A 16,734-nucleotide genomic window follows, 5' to 3' on the forward strand; every position below is an offset into this window, starting at 1 on the left:
CCGCTCTGCAGGCCGCTCCAGTTGCGCCAGCGATAACCGCCGGCGGGCGCGGCGGCCCGCGGTCCGGCCGCTTGAGCGGCCCAGACGCCCAACAGCGCGCCGCCGCCCAGTTGCAGCAAGGCCCGACGATTCAGCGCCGGCCTCATCGCGCGCCCCCTTGCTCTCCGCCGGACATGAAGGCGATCAGCCGGGTGAACTCCTGGTCGCTGCAATCATTGCAATAACCTCGCGCCGGCATCGCGTTCAGGCCGTCGCGGACATGGGTCAGCAACAGCGGCATGCCCTTCTCCAGCCTGGCCTCCCAGGCCGGCGCGAAACCGGCCAGCGGCGCCTGGCTGGCCTGGTTGCCATGGCAGATCAGACAGGAGCGCTCGTATTTGCGCGCCAACTGCGCATCCATCGGCCGCAAGGTTTCCGCCCGCTGCAAATCGGCCGCCTGCGGCTTGATTTCCCCCCGCCCGCAACCGGCCAAAACCACCAGCCCGGCCAAGGCCATGCCGCGCCAATGCCGGCCCGCCATCGTCTTCCTGCCTGCCTCCATGCCGTCTCCTCGGATATCGGGATGTTGCGATGGCGCGCCCGCGGCGCCTCAAGCGCAAGCGGCCGGACAAGCCGGCCATTTGATGACAATGGCTTCAATATACCTTCAGCGCGCCGTTAATGTCATTTTCATTTCCCGTCTTTCCCCCTTCAGGAACCGCCGCCACGCGGCTGGCGCGCCGCGGCGGCTGCAGGCCGCGGCTGTACACATTGTTACGGTTATGAACAGATACAAATCGCAATCAGTGGCTATCTTTCCTTTGCGATTGCGAAACAAACCGACGCCATAGTGCAAGCATGCGCAATACGCGTCCGTAACGTAAAAGGAAGACTTGCCATGAAACACGTGATGACCGCGGCGGTGCTGATCGCCGCCTCCCTGACCAGCCTGCCCAGCCAGGCGGGGGTCTCCATCAGCGTCGGCGAACCCGGCTTCTACGGCCAGATCGACATCGGCGGCTACCCGCCGCCCCAACTGATCAGCCCGCAACCGATAATCGTGCAGCCGGTGCCGGTGGCCGCGCCTCCGATCTACCTGCGCGTGCCGCCGGGCCACATGAAGCATTGGGACCGGTACTGCCGGCAGTACGGCGCCTGTGGCCGCCAGGTCTATTTCGTCCGCGACGACTGGTACAACCGCGTCTATGTGCCGCACTACCGCGAATACCATCATGACAACGGCCGCCACGAGGGATGGAAACGCGACCACCGCGACGACCGCCATGACGACCATCGCGACGAATGGCACGGCGACCACCGCGACCATTGATCCTCGCGCTCACGGGCCGGCGCTCAGTCCGGCCAGCGCCGTCCCGCCGACCAGCCTGGCCGCCAACGCGTCTGCCGGCATCGGCCGGCTCAGCCAGTAGCCCTGCAACGCGTCGCAGCCCAGTTCCTCCAGTATCTGGGCCTGCTGCTCCGTCTCCACGCCTTCCGCCACCGTTTCCAAGCCCATCGAGTGAGCGAGGGAAATGATCATCTCCACCAACGTCATCGCCTCTTTTTCATCCAACATGCGGCTGACAAAGGACTGGTCTATCTTCAGGGTCTGTACCGGCAACTGGGCAAGATAAGCCAGCGAGGAATAACCGGTGCCGAAATCATCCAGCGCGATGCCGATACCCAGCGCCCTCACTTCGCGCAAGGTGACAACGCCGCTGTCGATATCTCGCATCAGACGGCTCTCGACAATCTCGATATCAATGCCGGCATCCTGAGGATTCATGGCCAGCGCCTCAACCAGGGACTGAACGAAGTCCGGCCGCTGAAGCTGCAGCGGCGAGACATTGACGGCGATGCGCGGGGCGGGCAGACCGGCGGAACGCCAGCGCTGATAGTCCCGCGCAGCCTGCCGCAGCACCCAGTCCCCCACTTCCGCGATCAAGCCCAGCTCTTCCAGCATCGGCACGAACTGTGCCGGCGGCACCATGCCCTGCCCCGGACAGTGCCAGCGCAGCAAGGCCTCCACGCCCACGACGGCATGTCCGCGCACTGCGCACTTGGGCTGGTAGTAGAGTTCGAACTGCCCGAGCTCCAAGGCCTGGCGCAAGCGGTTGCCCAACTCCAGCACTGCCGCCGCCCGCGCTGTCATTTCCTCGCGATAGAACAGGAATTTCTCATTCCCGGCCTTGGCTCGCTTCAACGCCGACTCCGCCCGCTCCAGCAGCATGGCCGCCGTCGCGCCATCCTCCGGATGCATGGCGATGCCGAATTTGGCCGACAAGCACAAGTCTCTGCCATTCAAGTGAATCGGCGGGTCCAGACAGTCCCGTCTCAGTTGCTCCATGCCGCGCACCGCCTCATCCTCCCCGGCAGCCTGCGGCAGCGCCAGCGAAAATTGGCCGCGCCGATCCGCGCCAGCAACGAAGCATCCGGAAGATGCCGCGATAACCGTTTGGCCAACAGTTTCAGCAACTGGTCGCCTTCTCCGCGGCCGAACACATCGTTGATGGATTTGAAATTTTCAATATCGACCACCACTACTGGAAAGCGCCGCTCCTCCCTCGCAGCGTCCGCAATGCGCTGCGCCAAGCGCTCGACCAGCAGGCTGCGGTTGGCCAGGCCTGTCAGGCTGTCGTAATAAGCCAGATAATCAAGCCGCTCTTCCTTCTGAATATGGTCCAACGCATAACCGACATCGCTGGCGAGCTCTGTCAGCAGTCCAAGCTCCTGAGTGTCGAAGGCGCCGACCTCGGCGGAGAACAAGGTCAGCACAGCCACCACGTCTCTTTCCGCCATGATGGGCAGGCTGGCCACCGCGCGCACGCCGGTCCCGATCAAGTGCGGGCTCAACTCCGTCAGCGAGGGGTCGTTCTGGACATCATTGCAGACCACCGCCTCCTTCAACCTGGCCGCCAGGCAGGCCGGACGATCCCGATGGGGCGAGTCCTCCTTCGCGCTCAAGCGAATCTGCCGAAAGTAATTGCTGTCTTCGCCGCGGAAAGCGGCCACTGTGCCATTTAGCGTTTTCGGGTCGATCACGCCCACCCAAGCGATCCTGTAAGCGCCGATCTCCACCGTTATCCGGCAGATGCCATCGAACAGCTCCTCCTTTTGATGGCAACGGACAACCAGCGCATTGACCCGGCTCTGCACCTCATGCACTCTCGCCAGACGCGCCACCCGCTCTCGCAGCAGCGACTGCTGCAGACAGACCGCCATGTGGCGGGCGTAAGCCTGGGCCATTGCCAGCTGGGCATCATCGAAGGCCCCAGTCATGTCGGAACCCAGATTCAACATGCCCAACAGCTGGCCCTCCGCTATCAGCGGGACGCGGGCATAGGAACGCATGCCCTGCCGGAACAGTCGCTCCGGCGTCGGCGCGCGCCATGACAAAGCGCCCAGATCCTTCTCCAGACAAATCTCCCCCCGCTTCATGCACAGAAGGTCATCCATGCCGTAACTGGCCAGGCTCAGTTGCAGGCCTGGATCATAAAGGGAACCGGTCTCCCGCTCGAGCGCCAGCACCCGGGCGCACTCCGCCTCCCAATCGATCAGCATCGCCGTCGCGCCCCAGAACGGCACCAGTTGCCGCAGATTGCGCAAACCTATCTGCGCGATCTGCTCGGCGCCGGCATTCTCCAGGATGGCGCGATTCAAATCGTTCAACGCTTCCAGCTGCCGCATATGCCGCAAAATCTCCGCCTGGCCCCGCTCGCGCTCGGAGATGTCGCGCAGAATCGCCGTATAGCCGCGCTGGCCGTCGATGTCCTGCGAAGAGATGGACGCCTCCAGCTCGAACAGCGTCCCATCCGCGCGCGCGCCCTGGACTTTGCCAAGCTGCCCCATGCGCCGGGGACTGGCGCCGCTGTCGCCGAAGCGCCGCACCATCCGGCCGTGCTCCGCGCGCACAGCGGTTGGCAGCAGCGCGTCCAGAGGCTGGCCCAGCATATCCTGGGCGGATCTGCCGAACATCTGCTCCGCCGCCGCGTTGAACATCGAGATCCGCAGCCCGGCGTCCAGCATGACGATGCCGTCCATCGCTGACCGCACCATGCCCGCCAGCCGCGCCTCGCTTTCCTTCAACGCCGCCTGGGCGCGGTGCCGCTCCGTCACATCCAGCGCCACGCCGTGCACATGGGCTTCGCCGTCGAAATGGATCAGGCGGAACGACAGCAACACCTGCGCGACGGTGCCATCGCTGCGCAGCAGGGCCACGGGAACGCCTCTCACCTCGCCCTCGCTTCGCAATACCTCGATCAGCTCGCGCCGGTTCCCGTCATCTTTCCAAATGCCCAGATCAAGCGTCGTGCGGCCCAATGCTCGTTCCTGCTCAAGCTGCAGCAGATCCAGGAACGCCTGATTCACTTCTTCCAGCACGCCGTCCGCAAGCCTGGAAATCGCCATCGCCACCGGGCTGTCTGCGAACAGCACGCGGAAACGCTCGTCGCTGTGCCGCAAGGCTTCCAGCGCCGCCTGCCGCCGCTCCAATGCCATGGCCAGCCTGGCGCGGGCGCGCAACTGCACCTCGCTCATCACGCTGAACAACACGCCGATCAGCACCAATAGGCTGAGCGACAGCAGCTGCGAAGCCGGGTCGGCGGGCACGCCGGAAAAGGATGAAAGCGACAACGCCGCGACAATGGAGGAAATCAAGACGATCGACAACAGTCCCGGCCCCAGCCCCCCAAGCAAGGCGCTCAAGCCGATCGGAATCAGAAACAGCAACATCAGGTGATGCTGGAATTTCAATTGAAACCGCAAATCCAACACCAACAGAGAGCCGCCAACCGCGAAAAGATAGGCCAGCAACTGGCCATACCTGGGTTGCAGCAGCACGCAGTCGTCGTTCAGCTGATCCAGGCACAACTTCAACAATACGGCACAAGCCAGAATGAACGCCGCGTCCCATCCGGCGACCAGCCAGGCATACGTCCGCGGATTCGCCAGATGTATCAACGACACATCCGGCACGGCCATCGCCGCCATCACGGCCAACAGATACAGCAGCACCAGCCAACCCATATCCCGTCGGGCCAGCGCCAGCAGGCCGCGCCCCAAACGCCCGAATTTGTGCAGGCCAGCCAGCCGTTCCACCCCCATCCCGCTCAGCAACAGATATAAAAAAGCTGAAGAGACGAAAGCAAACAAACCATCCCATCCCATGCCGCCGATGGGGTTGCCCGACGAGCCCCATTGCCCCATCAACAAATCCGGCACGATGATCCACACCGATGCGATCAACGCGTACGCCGTCACGATGATCCAATGCAAATTCCGCCTATTTGCCTCCATGCGCCCCCCGCGGAGAACTCCTCCACAACTCGATGCGGATTTTGTCTTTCCCTATGTTTCTTCAGTATGGCCGGCGATCGCGGCATGTCGAGCCGATCTTGGCCAGCCATGCCGGCCGCCAAGCAAAAAGCCCGCTTGCGGGCGGGCTTTCAGGAGCGGACACGTTTGGCTTCAGCTCTGGGGCAGCAGACTGTCCTTGTGCAGCAGCTTGGCGAAATCGTCGGCCGGCAACGGCTTGGCGATCAGGTAGCCCTGGACGAAGTCGCAGCCCTCCTGCTCCAGGAACTGCCATTGCTCCATCGTCTCCACGCCCTCGGCCACCACCTGCATGTTCAGGTTCTTGGCCATATTGATGATGGCGCGGGCGATGGCGCTGTCATCGGCGTCATGCGGGATGTCGCGGACGAAGGAGCGGTCGATCTTCAGCTTGTCGGCCTTGAAGCGCTTGAGATAGGACAGGCTGGAATAGCCGGTGCCGAAGTCGTCGATCGACAGCCTGAGGCCCATGTTCTTCATATTGTCTATGGTCTGGATCGTGGCCTGGGCGTCTTCCATGATGATGCTCTCGGTCACCTCGATGTCCAGCGCGTGGCCGGGCAGGCCGCTGGACTCCAGCGCCTGCTTCACCTGCAGCGCCAGATCCGGCTGGCGGAACTGCAGCGCCGACAGGTTGATCGCCAGCGTCAGCTCCGGCAGCCCTTCCTGGCGCCAGGCCACCAGCTGGCGCGTCGCCTCGCTGATCACCCAGTTGCCGATCTGCACGATGAATCCGCGCTCCTCGGCCACCTGGATGAAGCGCACCGGCCCCAGCAGGCCCAGCGACGGATGGTTCCAGCGGATCAGCGCCTCGGCGCCGACGATGCGGCCGCTTTCCATCTCCACCTGCGGCTGGTAGTGCAGCACGAATTCATCGCGCTCCAGCGCGAAGCGCAGCTGGCTCTCGATGGCCAGGATTTCGCGGGCGCGGGCGTTGAGGTCGGCGGTGTAGAACTTGTAGCTGTTGCGGCCCGACGATTTGGCGTGGTACATCGCCGCGTCGGCGTTGCGGACCAGGGTCTCGTAGTCGCGGCCGTCGTCCGGGTAGACGCTGATGCCGATGGACGGGGTGATGGTCAGCACGTGGTTGTGCAGCTCGATCGGGTTGGCGAACACGTCGCGCACCCGTTCCGCCGCCAGCGCGGCCTCGCCCGGGTCGGAAATCACCGGCAGCAGGATGATGAACTCGTCGCCGCCCTGGCGCGCCAGCATCTCTCCCGGCGCCAGCGCCGACCGAATGCGGTCGGCGGCCACCTGCAGCAAGGTGTCGCCGGCGGAGTGGCCCAGCGACTCGTTGACGGTCTTGAAGCGGTCCAGGTCCAACAGCAGCAGCGCCAGCCGCTGGTTGTCGCGCACGACGTTGTGAATGGCCAGCTCGACGCGATCCTGCATATGGATGCGGTTGGGCAGGCTGGTAAGCACGTCGAAATGGGCCAGGAACTGAATGCGCTCGTCGGCGGCCTTGCGCTCGGTCAGATCGCTGAAGATCGCCACATAATGGGTGATCTCGCCCAGACTGTTGCGCACGGCGTTGATCGCCAGCCATTCCGGATACACCTCGCCGTTCTTGCGGCGGTTCCACAGTTCGCCCTGCCAGGAGCCCTGCTCGGAGATGGACTGCCACATCTGCTCGTAGAACGGCTCGTCATGGCGGCCGGACGACAGAATGCTGGTCTTCTGCCCCAGCACCTCGTGCTGGGTGTAGCCGGTGATTTCGGTGAACGCGCGGTTGACGCTGCGGATGCGGCGGTCGGCGTCGGTGATCATGATGCCTTCGACGGTGTTCTCGAACACCTTGGCCGCCAGCTGCACCCGCTCCTCGGCCGCGCGCTTCTCGGAGATGTCGCGCACCATCCGCCACACCGCGTTGATGCGGCCGAAGGCGTCGCGCATCGCCACCGTCTTGACGCTGACCGGCACCTGGTTGTCGAAACGGTTCAGATACGTGGCTTCGAACTCGTCGCAGTAGCCAAAACGCAGCACCTTGTTGTCGAGGTTGAAACGCTCCAGCGCCTCGCTCTCGTCCGCCACCAAGCTCCAGAAATTCTGTTGCTTCAGCTGGTCCAGGCTGTAGCACATCAAGTTGAGGAAGGCAGGGTTGGCGTCTATCACCTGGCCGTCCAGCGAGCTGATGACGATGCCGTCCAGATTGGACCAGAACAGCTCGCGGTATTTGTTCTCCGAGCGGCGCAGCGCGTCCTCCACCTCGCGGCGGCGGGCGATGTCGGCCTCCAGCGCCAGCGTCTTGGCCCTGAGCTCGTCCACTAGGCGCTTCAGCTCGGACCGGGTCCACTCCAGATGGGTGCCGAGGCGGCCCAGCTCGTCGCGGCGCGACCACTCGAACGGCGAATCCAGCTTCAGTTCGGCCAGCAGCCGCGCCTGCTCGGTCAGCAGCCGCATCGGGCTGAGAAAGCGCGAATGCAGGATGCTCATGATCAGCATGATGGACAGCACCAGCTGCGCCGCCAGGATCATCAGGATGTTCTTCACCTGGTTGCTGAGCGCGATGGCCAGGTTTTCGTTGTCGAACTCCATCGTCACCTGGCCGATGGCCTCGCCGCGGTAAATCACCGGCTTTTCCACGTAGGACACGCTGCCTATCCGGCGCTCACTGCGTACCGCGGACAGGAATATCTGATTGGACTGGGTATCGGTGACGCGGATGGAAATCACGCGCGGATCTTCCATCACCGACGCGATCAAGGGATTGCCCGCCTGCCGGCTGAGATTCCACAACGGCTCCTGCATGCCCAGCGCGACAATGTCCAATAGACGCCGCTGGTCGGTTTCCAGCTGCGTGGTCAGGTTATCCTTCTGAATATTGAAGCTGAGATAGCTGATGATGGAGGCGGGAATCAACAAGCCGAGTATTACGGCGATGAGAAACACATCCCTCAGATTCAGGCCAGTGCTGGCAGTGGATTTTTCGTCTGCTTGTTGAGCCATGTCGCGCTAGTCTTTGGTTCGCCGCGAGTCGCGGAAGATCGAATGCCTGAGTTCCATAATTCACAAGTGCAATCAGCAGTATACACCGGTGGCCGTCGGCTTTTCGCCGGAATATTCACCAGTCATCCGCCCTTATCATTTTCAAGCATATCTACAGCACAAATCGGTTGAATATAAAGTGGCCGCAGCAGCTCATTGCCTTGTCGCAATCGCAGGGCCTAAAATCGCACGACACTTTGCAACGGATCATCAGGATATCAGCCATGCCGCAGTCCCGTTATGAAAAGATTATCTCCGCCCGCTGGATCATCACCGTGGAAACTGACGGCGAAGTCCTGGAAAACCACGCCGTCGCCATCCGGGACGGCAAGATAGCCGCTATTATTCCAGCAGCCGACGCCGCCGGGCTAGAGGCCGACGAAAGGCTGGAGCTTCCCGACCACGTGCTGATGCCGGGCCTGATCAATCTGCACGGCCATTCGGCGATGTCGCTGTTGCGCGGCCTGGCCGACGACAAGGTGCTGATGGACTGGCTGACCAACTACATCTGGCCGACCGAAGGCAAGCACGTACACGACGATTTCGTGTTCGACGGCTCGCTGCTGGCGATGGGCGAAATGGTCCGCGGCGGCACCACCACCATCAATGACATGTATTTCTACAATGCCGCCGTCGCCCGCGCGGGCCTGGCTTCCGGCATGCGCACCTTCGTCGGCTGTTCGATCCTGGAATTCCCGACCAATTACGCCAGCAACGCCGACGACTACATCGCCAAGGGCATGGCCGAGCGCAGCCAGTTCTTGGGCGAGGATCTGCTCACCTTCACGCTGGCGCCGCACGCGCCCTATACCGTTTCGGACGACACCTTCCGCAAGGTCGTGACGCTGGCCGAGCAGGAGGACATGCTGATCCACTGCCACATCCACGAAACCGCCGAGGAAGTGAGCAACAGCGTCAAGGAGCACGGCCAACGCCCGCTGGCCCGCCTGCAGCAACTGGGACTGCTGTCGCCGCGGCTGATCGCCGCGCACATGGTGCATTTGAACGACGCCGAAATCGAGCTGGCGGCCAAGCACGGCATCTCCACCGCCCACAACCCGGCCTCCAACATGAAGCTGGCCTCCGGCATCTCGCCGGTGAGCAAGCTGCTGGCCGCCGGCGTATCGGTGGGCATCGGCACCGACGGCGCCGCGTCCAACAACAAACTGGACATGCTGGCAGAAACCCGCCTGGCCGCGTTGCTGGCCAAGGTGGGCACGCTGGACCCCACATCGGTGCCGGCCGCCACCGCCATCCGCATGGCCACGCTGAACGGCGCGCGCGCGCTGGGCATCGCCGACAAGGTGGGCTCGGTCAAGGTGGGCAAGCAGGCCGACCTGATCGCCATCAATTTCGCCGAGCTGGAAACCGCCCCGGCATTCGACCCGATCTCGCATGTGGTGTACGCTGCCGGTCGCGAGCAGGTCAGCCATGTCTGGGTCAAGGGCCGCGCGCTGATGCGCGAGCGCAAGCTGACCACCCTGGACGAAGGCGATCTGAAGGCCCGCGCCGGCGACTGGCGCAACCGCATCCTGGCAAAGTAAGAGCATGAGCAACGTAGACGAACACGAAATCGACAAATTCAGCCAGCTGGCGCACAAGTGGTGGGACAAGGACAGCGAATTCAAGCCGCTGCACGAGATCAACCCGCTGCGCCTGGACTTCATCGACCGCCACGCGTCCATCGCCGGCAAAAAGGTGCTGGATGTCGGCTGCGGCGGCGGCATCCTAGCCGAGAGCATGGCGCTGAGGGGCGCCCAGGTGACCGGCATCGACCTGGCGAAAAAATCGCTGAAGGTGGCGCAACTGCACAGCCTGGAATCCGGCGTGCCCATCGACTACCGCTGCGTGCCGGTGGAAGAGCTGGCGGCCGAGATGCCGGCCAGCTTCGACGTGGTCACCTGCATGGAGATGCTGGAGCATGTGCCGGACCCGGAAAGCGTGGTCCGCGCCTGCGCCACACTGGCGAAGCCGGGCGGCTGGGTGTTCTTCTCCACGCTGAACCGCAACGCCAAGGCCTATCTGCTGGCCGTGCTCGGCGCCGAATACGTGTTGAACATGCTGCCGCGCGGCACCCACGAGTACGCTCGCTTCCTCAAACCGTCCGAGCTGAGCCGCATGGCCCGCCACGCCGGCCTCGGCCTGCAGACGCTGAGCGGCATGGGCTATAATCCCGTCACCCGCATCTACTCGCTGAACGACGATACCGACGTCAATTACCTGATGGCGACCCGCCGCTCCGCCTGAGCGCGGCGCGTCCAACAAGGCCCGGCCCAGCCGGGCTTTTCTTTTTCCCGCACGCTTGTTTCCGCCGACTTGTGAAAAATGGCAGAAAACGCCCATTCATCAAGTCAACACAACAAGAAAACATGCGTTTTAATCCTCTGGTTGATATCATAGCCGCCCTCAACGCCGACGCGCATAATGCGCGCACCCGGCGCGGCATGGCAGTGCCGCGCCACGCGCGCCCGAGCTGGATACAAACAGGCAGACAGACAGGATACTGCCGGACAATCCGGCAGAATGCCGTACAATATCAAGAGAACGAGAAAATCAATTTCCGGAGATGATGATTCATGACATTCAAGGCCAATGACCTCTTGACCGAGCAAATCGCCCAATACCTAGGCAAGCAGATAATCCAGGGCGAAATGAAGCCGGGCGAGCGGATCCAGGAGCTGCGCATCGCTTCCGAGCTGGAAGTGAGCCGCGGCTCGGTGCGTGAGGCCTTGCTGATTTTGCAGCGCCGCCACTTGGTGGACATCTTCCCGCGCCGCGGCGCGATGGTGTCCAGCATCAGCGCGCGCGACGTGCGCGATTTCTTCGACCTGTGGTTCTTGCTGCTGGACCGCGTGGTGCAGAACCTGGCCGCCGGCTGGCAGAACGACGACCTGGCGCGCTTCATCGAGCTGATGGCGTTGCTGGAGGAAGACAACCGCCGCGACGACCTGCAGGCCTTCTACGAACACGGCATCGAATTCCTGTCGGCGCTGTACCGCCACGCCGACAACCGTTATCTAACCGACACGTTGATCGACATGCTGCCGCTGACCCAGCGCTGCCTGTACGCCATCCTGCGCGCCGGCAAGAGCCAGATGGACCGCACCCACCAATTCCTGGAAAGCCTGCTGAAGACGCTGATCGCGCGCGACACCAGCCGCCTGAAGCAGATGATCATCGAATTCGGCCGCGACTACAGCCAGCTCGCGCAAAGCGCGGCGGAGGCGCTGGAAGGCGGCGCCTGACATCCGCCCGACCCAATGAAAAAAGGCTGCCGACGGCAGCCTTTGCTTTGCGCGCCCCAGCGTCAGCGGCGGCGGTATTCGACAAAGGCGTAAGGCAGCCCGTCGGCGCTGACCGCGGCCTCGCGCGACGCCTCGCGCCAGTCGTCTGGGTCGAACACCGGGAAGTGGGCGTCGCCGTCGTAGTCGCGGGCGATTTCGGTCAGGCACAGCCGGTCGGCCAGTGCCAACGCCTGACGGTACAGGTCGGCGCCGCCGATCAGGCAGGCCTCGTCCACCGCTCCGGCCAGCGCCAGCGCCTCCTCCAGCGAATGCGCGGTTTCCGCGCCGTCCGCCCTCCAGTCCGCCTGGCGGGTCACCACGATGTTGCGGCGGCCAGGCAGCGGCCGGCCGATCGAATCCCACGTCTTGCGGCCCATGATCACCGGCTTACCCAGCGTGGTCGCCTTGAAATGCTTCAGATCCTCCGGCAGACGCCAGGGCAGCTGGTTGTCCACACCTATGGTGCGATTGGCGGCCATCGCGGCCACCAGCGTCAGCGTCGGTTTCCGACTCATACCGCCACCTGCGCCTTGATGTGCGGGTGCGGGTCGTAGCCTTCCAGCGCGAAGTCTTCGAATTTGAACGCGAACAGGTCTTTCACCTCGGGATTCAGCTTCATCGTCGGCAGCGGGCGCGGTTCGCGCGTTAATTGCAATTGCGCCTGTTCCAGATGGTTGCTGTACAGGTGGGCGTCGCCCAGCGTGTGGACGAAGTCGCCCGGCTGCAGGCCGCATACCTGGGCCACCATCATCGTCAGCAGCGCGTAGCTGGCGATGTTGAACGGCACGCCGAGGAAGATGTCGGCCGAGCGCTGATACAGCTGGCAGGACAGCCTGCCGTCGGCGACGTAGAACTGGAACAGGCTGTGGCAAGGCGGCAGCGCCATCTGATCCACCAGCGCCGGGTTCCACGCCGACACGATCAGCCGGCGCGAATCGGGGTTCTTTTTGATCATGTCCAGCAGTTGGCTGATCTGGTCGATGTGGCGGCCGTCCGGCGCCGGCCAGCTGCGCCACTGGTAGCCGTATACCGGGCCGAGATCGCCGTTCTCGTCGGCCCAATCGTCCCAGATCGACACGCCGTTTTCCTTCAGATAGCGGATATTGGTATCGCCGGACAGGAACCACAGCAGTTCGTGGATGATGGAGCGCAGATGGCATTTCTTGGTGGTGATCAGCGGAAAACCATCCGCCAGATCGAAGCGCATCTGGTAGCCGAACACCGAGCGGGTGCCGGTTCCGGTGCGGTCTGCCTTGTCGTGTCCATGTTCCAGCACATGGCGCATCAGGTCGAGGTACTGTTGCATGTGGGCGATTCCGTCAATAATCAGATTATTGTACCGCTAGCGGCGCTGCCGCGCGAGGCGCGGGGCTGGCCGAGACCGGCCGGCATACGCTACCATTCAGTTTAAAATCAAGACAAAAGCATTTATCTAAAGCGAGCCTATGGCAGAAGACTCAGACCTCGAACGCACTGAACCCGCGTCAGCCAAACGGCTGTCGATGGCGCGTGAAGACGGCAACATCCCCCGATCGCGGGAGTTGTCGACCTTCGCCGTCACCATGACCGGGGTCGCGCTGCTGATGGCGATGGGCGGCCAGCTCGGCCATGCGCTCGGCGAAATCATGCGCCATCTGCTCACCTTCGACCAAGCCGCGGTGCAGAACACCGAGCCCGCGCTGCTGCGGTTCAAGGAGAGCCTGTTCCAGGCGCTGGCCGCGCTGGCCCCGTTCTTCGCCGGGCTGGCGCTGGCGGCGCTGTGCGCGCCGCTGCTGGTCGGCGGCTGGAACATGAGCTTCAAGGCGCTAGAGCCCAATTTCGGCAAGCTGAACCCGCTGCCCGGCATCAAGCGCATCTTCTCGCTGAACGCGGTCACCGAAGGCGTGAAGGCGATATTGAAAAGCCTGCTGATCGGCGGCATCGCAACTTGGTACATCTGGAAGGAGCGCGGCGAGATCATCGGCCTGCTGTCGATGCCGCTGGAGGCCGGCATTCTGAAGATGACCGACCTGATGATCCGCACCTTCTTCATCGTCACCGCCGCGCTGATCCTGCTGGTGGCGCTGGATGTGCCTTATCAGCTTTGGAGCTACTACAAGAAGCTCAGAATGACCAAGGAAGAGGTCAAGCAGGAATACAAAGAAGCAGAAGGCTCTCCCGAGGTCAAGGGCCGCATCCGCCAGATGCAGCGCGAGGCCGCTCGCAAGCGGATGATGCAGGAAGTGCCCAAGGCCAACGTGATCGTCACCAACCCGACCCACTTCGCGGTGGCGCTGAAATACGATGACACCATGCGCGCGCCGCAGGTGGTGGCCAAGGGTTCGCTGAAACTGGCGGAAAAGATCATCGACACCGGCAAGGACAGCCGCGTGCCCATCATGCGCTCGCCCCCCTTCGCCCGGGCGCTGTATTTCCACGGAGAACTGGGCCAGGACATCCCGGCCCAGCTGTACGCGGCGGCGGCCCAGGTGCTGGCCTACGTGTTCCAGCTGCAGCAGTACCAGTCGGTCGGCGGCGTGGCCCCGACCTTTCCGGATCAGCTGGACGTGCCCGACGAGCTTGACCCATACAGCAAACGTCCGCAAGATTCGGCGCCAGAAGAAAGCCGATAAGCCAGCATGGATTCCATTCTCCAGATATTGCGCAAAATGAAGATTGCCCAGCTCGCGGGGCCGCTGCTCATCATCCTGATCCTGACGATGATGATCCTGCCGCTGCCGCCGGTGCTGCTGGACATCTTCTTCACCTTCAACATCGCGGTGTCGGTGATCGTGCTGCTGGTCGGCATCAATGTGCGCAAGCCGCTGGATTTCTCGTCGTTTCCGTCGGTGCTGCTGATCACCACCATGCTGCGGCTGTCGCTGAACGTCGCCTCCAGCCGGGTGGTGCTGCTGGAAGGCCATACCGGCCCCGACGCCGCCGGCAAGGTGATCGAATCGTTCTCCCACTTCCTGGTGGGCGGCAACGTCGCCATCGGCATCGTGGTGTTCATCATCATCACCATCATCAACTTCGTGGTGATCACCAAGGGCGCCGGCCGTATCGCCGAAGTGTCGGCCCGCTTCACCTTGGACGCGATGCCCGGCAAGCAGATGGCGATCGACGCCGACCTCAACGCCGGCCTGATCGGCGAGGACGAGGCCCGCAAGCGCCGCTCCACCATCGCCGAGGAAGCCAACTTCTTCGGCGCGATGGACGGCGCGTCCAAATACGTGCGCGGCGACGCGATGGCCGGCATCATGATCATCCTGATCAACGTGATCGGCGGCCTGATCGTCGGCGTGGTCCAGCACGACCTGCCGGTGGGCCAGGCGGCGGAAACCTACACCCTGTTGAGCATTGGCGACGGCTTGGTCGCGCAGATTCCGGCGCTGATCATCTCCACCGCGGCCGGTATCGTGGTGACGCGCGTCGGCACCGACCAGGACATGTCGGAGCAGTTCCTGGGCCAGCTGTTCACCAAGCCGCAGGTGCTGTACATCACCGCGTCGGTGATCGGCATGATAGGCCTAATCCCCAACATGCCGCATTTCTCCTTCCTGCTGATCGCCGGCGGTCTGCTGGCGCTGGCCAGGGCGATGGAGCAGCGCGGCAAACAAAAGCTGGCCAGGGAGATGCAGGCGGCCGCGCAGCCGGCGGCGGCGCCGGAACAGCAGGCGGCCGAAGTGGGCTGGCACGACGTCCAGCACGTCGACCAGCTGGGGATGGAAGTCGGCTACCGGCTGATCCCGCTGGTGGACCGCACCCAGGACGGCGAGCTGCTGCGCCGCATCCGCGGCATCCGCAAGAAGATCGCCCAGGACCTGGGCTTTCTGGTGCCGCCGGTCCACATCCGCGACAATCTGGAAATCAAGCCCAACGCCTACCGCATCCTGCTCAAGGGCGTGGAGCTGGGCAAGGGCGAGGCCTTCATCGGCCAGTTCCTGGCCATCAATCCGGGCATGGTCAGCAAGGAGATCGCCGGCGCGGCCACCACCGACCCCGCCTTCGGCCTGCCGGCGGTGTGGATAGACGCCGGCAAGCGCGAGGAAGCGCAGAGCCTGGGCTATACCGTGGTGGACGCCAGCACCGTGGTGGCCACCCACATCTCCAACCTGTTGCAAACCCACTCCGCCGAGCTGCTGGGCCGCGAAGAGGTGCAGGCGCTGATCGACCACCAGGCCAAGGAATCGCCGAAGCTGATCGAGGACCTGGTGCCCAAGGTGGTGCCGGTGGGCATATTGCAGAAGGTTCTGCAGCAATTGCTGTCGGAAGGCATACACATCCGAGATTTCCGTACCATTGTCGAAACTCTGGCCGACCATGTGCCTCAAAACCAGGACATCGACGAGCTGACCAGCGCCGTGCGCACCGCGCTGTCGCGGGTGATCGTCCAGCAACTGTTCCCGGGCGAGGCCGAGCTGCCGCTGATGACGCTGGAGCCGCAGCTGGAAAACGTGCTGATGCAGGCGGTGCAATCGAAAGCCGGCGGCGGGCTGGAGCCGGGTTTGGCGGAGAATTTGCTGTCAAGCGCGGCCCAGCAGACCGAGCAGGTGGAGATTCAGGGATACAATCCGGTGCTGCTGACAGCGCCGGGTCTGCGGCCTCTGCTCGCGCGTTTCCTGCGCCGGGCATTGCCGCAATTGCGTGTGATTTCGCATAATGAGATTCCGGACAATAAATCCATTCGTATAATTGCGGTAATCGGCGGCAGCAAGGGCTAAAGGCTAATCAATAATGGTGGTGAAAAAGTTCTTCGGGAAAACCACTCGAGACGCACTCAGGCAAGTTCGCGAAGAACTGGGGGCGGATGCCCTGATTTTGTCCAATCGCCCGACAATGGGCGGCGGCGTGGAGATCATGGCGGTGGCCGATGCGGACGTCGCCAATCTGGCCAGCACGCTGTCCACCTCCAGCAGCAAGCATCCGCCGCGCAACGCGCCGCCGGCGGTCAACCGGCCGCAGCAACCGGCGCCGATTCCCCAAGCCAACGGCAGCGCGATGAACCGCGCCATCGCCCGCACCTACGCGATGCCGGTGGAGCCGTTGGAAAGCCCGGCCCCGCCTCGGCTGGAAACCGCTCCGCCGCGCGTCGAGCCCGCCTACGCGCAGCCGCAGCCCATAGCCCAGCCGGCGATGCAAGCGGCCATGCCGCAGGCGCCTGCGCGCGCCGCGC

The 16,734-nt window shown here is 63.5% G+C and carries 12 protein-coding genes and 1 pseudogene; 7 read left to right on the forward strand and 6 right to left on the reverse strand.

The window, feature by feature from the left end:
• Positions 1-142: 142 nt before the first annotated feature.
• Positions 143-541, reverse strand: a complete 399-nt coding sequence (locus tag LQR33_RS22115; protein WP_221665362.1) for a c-type cytochrome — start codon at positions 539-541, stop codon at positions 143-145.
• Positions 542-877: 336 nt separating this feature from the next.
• Between LQR33_RS22115 and LQR33_RS22120 the strand changes: the two genes are divergently transcribed.
• Positions 878-1,309, forward strand: coding sequence for a hypothetical protein (locus LQR33_RS22120; RefSeq protein ID WP_021477703.1), 432 nt, complete (start codon positions 878-880; stop codon positions 1,307-1,309).
• A gap of 9 nt (positions 1,310-1,318) precedes the next feature.
• On the opposite strand, the gene LQR33_RS22125 is transcribed toward LQR33_RS22120, so the two are convergent.
• The 3 genes from LQR33_RS22125 to LQR33_RS22135 form a co-directional block, all read right to left on the reverse strand.
• A complete protein-coding gene (locus LQR33_RS22125) occupies positions 1,319-2,326 on the reverse strand; it encodes a putative bifunctional diguanylate cyclase/phosphodiesterase (RefSeq protein WP_231470444.1) in 1,008 nt (335 codons plus the stop codon).
• A complete protein-coding gene (locus LQR33_RS22130; protein WP_231470446.1) occupies positions 2,314-5,253 on the reverse strand; it encodes a sensor domain-containing diguanylate cyclase in 2,940 nt (979 codons plus the stop codon). The genes LQR33_RS22125 and LQR33_RS22130 overlap by 13 nt, the downstream gene beginning before the upstream one ends.
• Before the next feature lie 192 nt (positions 5,254-5,445).
• Positions 5,446-8,256, reverse strand: coding sequence for an EAL domain-containing protein (locus LQR33_RS22135; RefSeq protein WP_166441024.1), 2,811 nt, complete (start codon positions 8,254-8,256; stop codon positions 5,446-5,448).
• 263 nt (positions 8,257-8,519) lie between these two features.
• Between LQR33_RS22135 and LQR33_RS22140 the strand changes: the two genes are divergently transcribed.
• The 3 genes from LQR33_RS22140 (at position 8,520) to LQR33_RS22150 (ending at position 11,540) form a co-directional block, all read left to right on the forward strand.
• The gene (locus LQR33_RS22140) at positions 8,520-9,839 is read left to right on the forward strand and encodes a TRZ/ATZ family hydrolase (RefSeq protein ID WP_221668432.1); all 1,320 of its coding nucleotides are present in this window, start codon (positions 8,520-8,522) and stop codon (positions 9,837-9,839) included.
• 4 nt (positions 9,840-9,843) lie between these two features.
• The gene (ubiG, locus tag LQR33_RS22145; RefSeq protein WP_221665366.1) at positions 9,844-10,542 is read left to right on the forward strand and encodes a bifunctional 2-polyprenyl-6-hydroxyphenol methylase/3-demethylubiquinol 3-O-methyltransferase UbiG; all 699 of its coding nucleotides are present in this window, start codon (positions 9,844-9,846) and stop codon (positions 10,540-10,542) included.
• A 329-nt stretch (positions 10,543-10,871) separates the two neighbouring features.
• Positions 10,872-11,540 (forward strand): GntR family transcriptional regulator, encoded by a 669-nt coding sequence (locus tag LQR33_RS22150; protein ID WP_166441021.1) that lies wholly within the window; start codon positions 10,872-10,874, stop codon positions 11,538-11,540.
• A 62-nt stretch (positions 11,541-11,602) separates the two neighbouring features.
• Here LQR33_RS22150 and LQR33_RS22155 read toward each other — a convergent pair whose 3' ends face one another.
• Together LQR33_RS22155 and LQR33_RS22160 are read right to left on the reverse strand one after the other, a co-directional pair.
• The gene (locus LQR33_RS22155) at positions 11,603-12,094 is read right to left on the reverse strand and encodes a dihydrofolate reductase (RefSeq protein WP_221665367.1); all 492 of its coding nucleotides are present in this window, start codon (positions 12,092-12,094) and stop codon (positions 11,603-11,605) included.
• Positions 12,091-12,885 (reverse strand): thymidylate synthase, encoded by a 795-nt coding sequence (locus LQR33_RS22160; RefSeq protein WP_166441019.1) that lies wholly within the window; start codon positions 12,883-12,885, stop codon positions 12,091-12,093. Before LQR33_RS22160 ends, LQR33_RS22155 begins: the two co-directional genes overlap by 4 nt.
• 139 nt (positions 12,886-13,024) lie before the next feature.
• Between LQR33_RS22160 and flhB the strand changes: the two genes are divergently transcribed.
• The 3 genes and pseudogenes from flhB to LQR33_RS22175 all read left to right on the forward strand — a co-directional run.
• The gene (gene flhB / locus LQR33_RS22165) at positions 13,025-14,191 is read left to right on the forward strand and encodes a flagellar biosynthesis protein FlhB (RefSeq protein ID WP_166441018.1); all 1,167 of its coding nucleotides are present in this window, start codon (positions 13,025-13,027) and stop codon (positions 14,189-14,191) included.
• A gap of 6 nt (positions 14,192-14,197) precedes the next feature.
• Positions 14,198-16,282 (forward strand): flagellar biosynthesis protein FlhA, encoded by a 2,085-nt coding sequence (flhA, locus tag LQR33_RS22170; protein WP_166441017.1) that lies wholly within the window; start codon positions 14,198-14,200, stop codon positions 16,280-16,282.
• Positions 16,283-16,295: 13 nt separating this feature from the next.
• Positions 16,296-16,734 (forward strand): annotated as a pseudogene (locus tag LQR33_RS22175) (flagellar biosynthesis protein FlhF); the annotation flags it as partial.

This window comes from Chromobacterium piscinae (genome assembly GCF_021129175.1).
In the GTDB taxonomy this organism is placed as follows: domain Bacteria; phylum Pseudomonadota; class Gammaproteobacteria; order Burkholderiales; family Chromobacteriaceae; genus Chromobacterium; species Chromobacterium piscinae.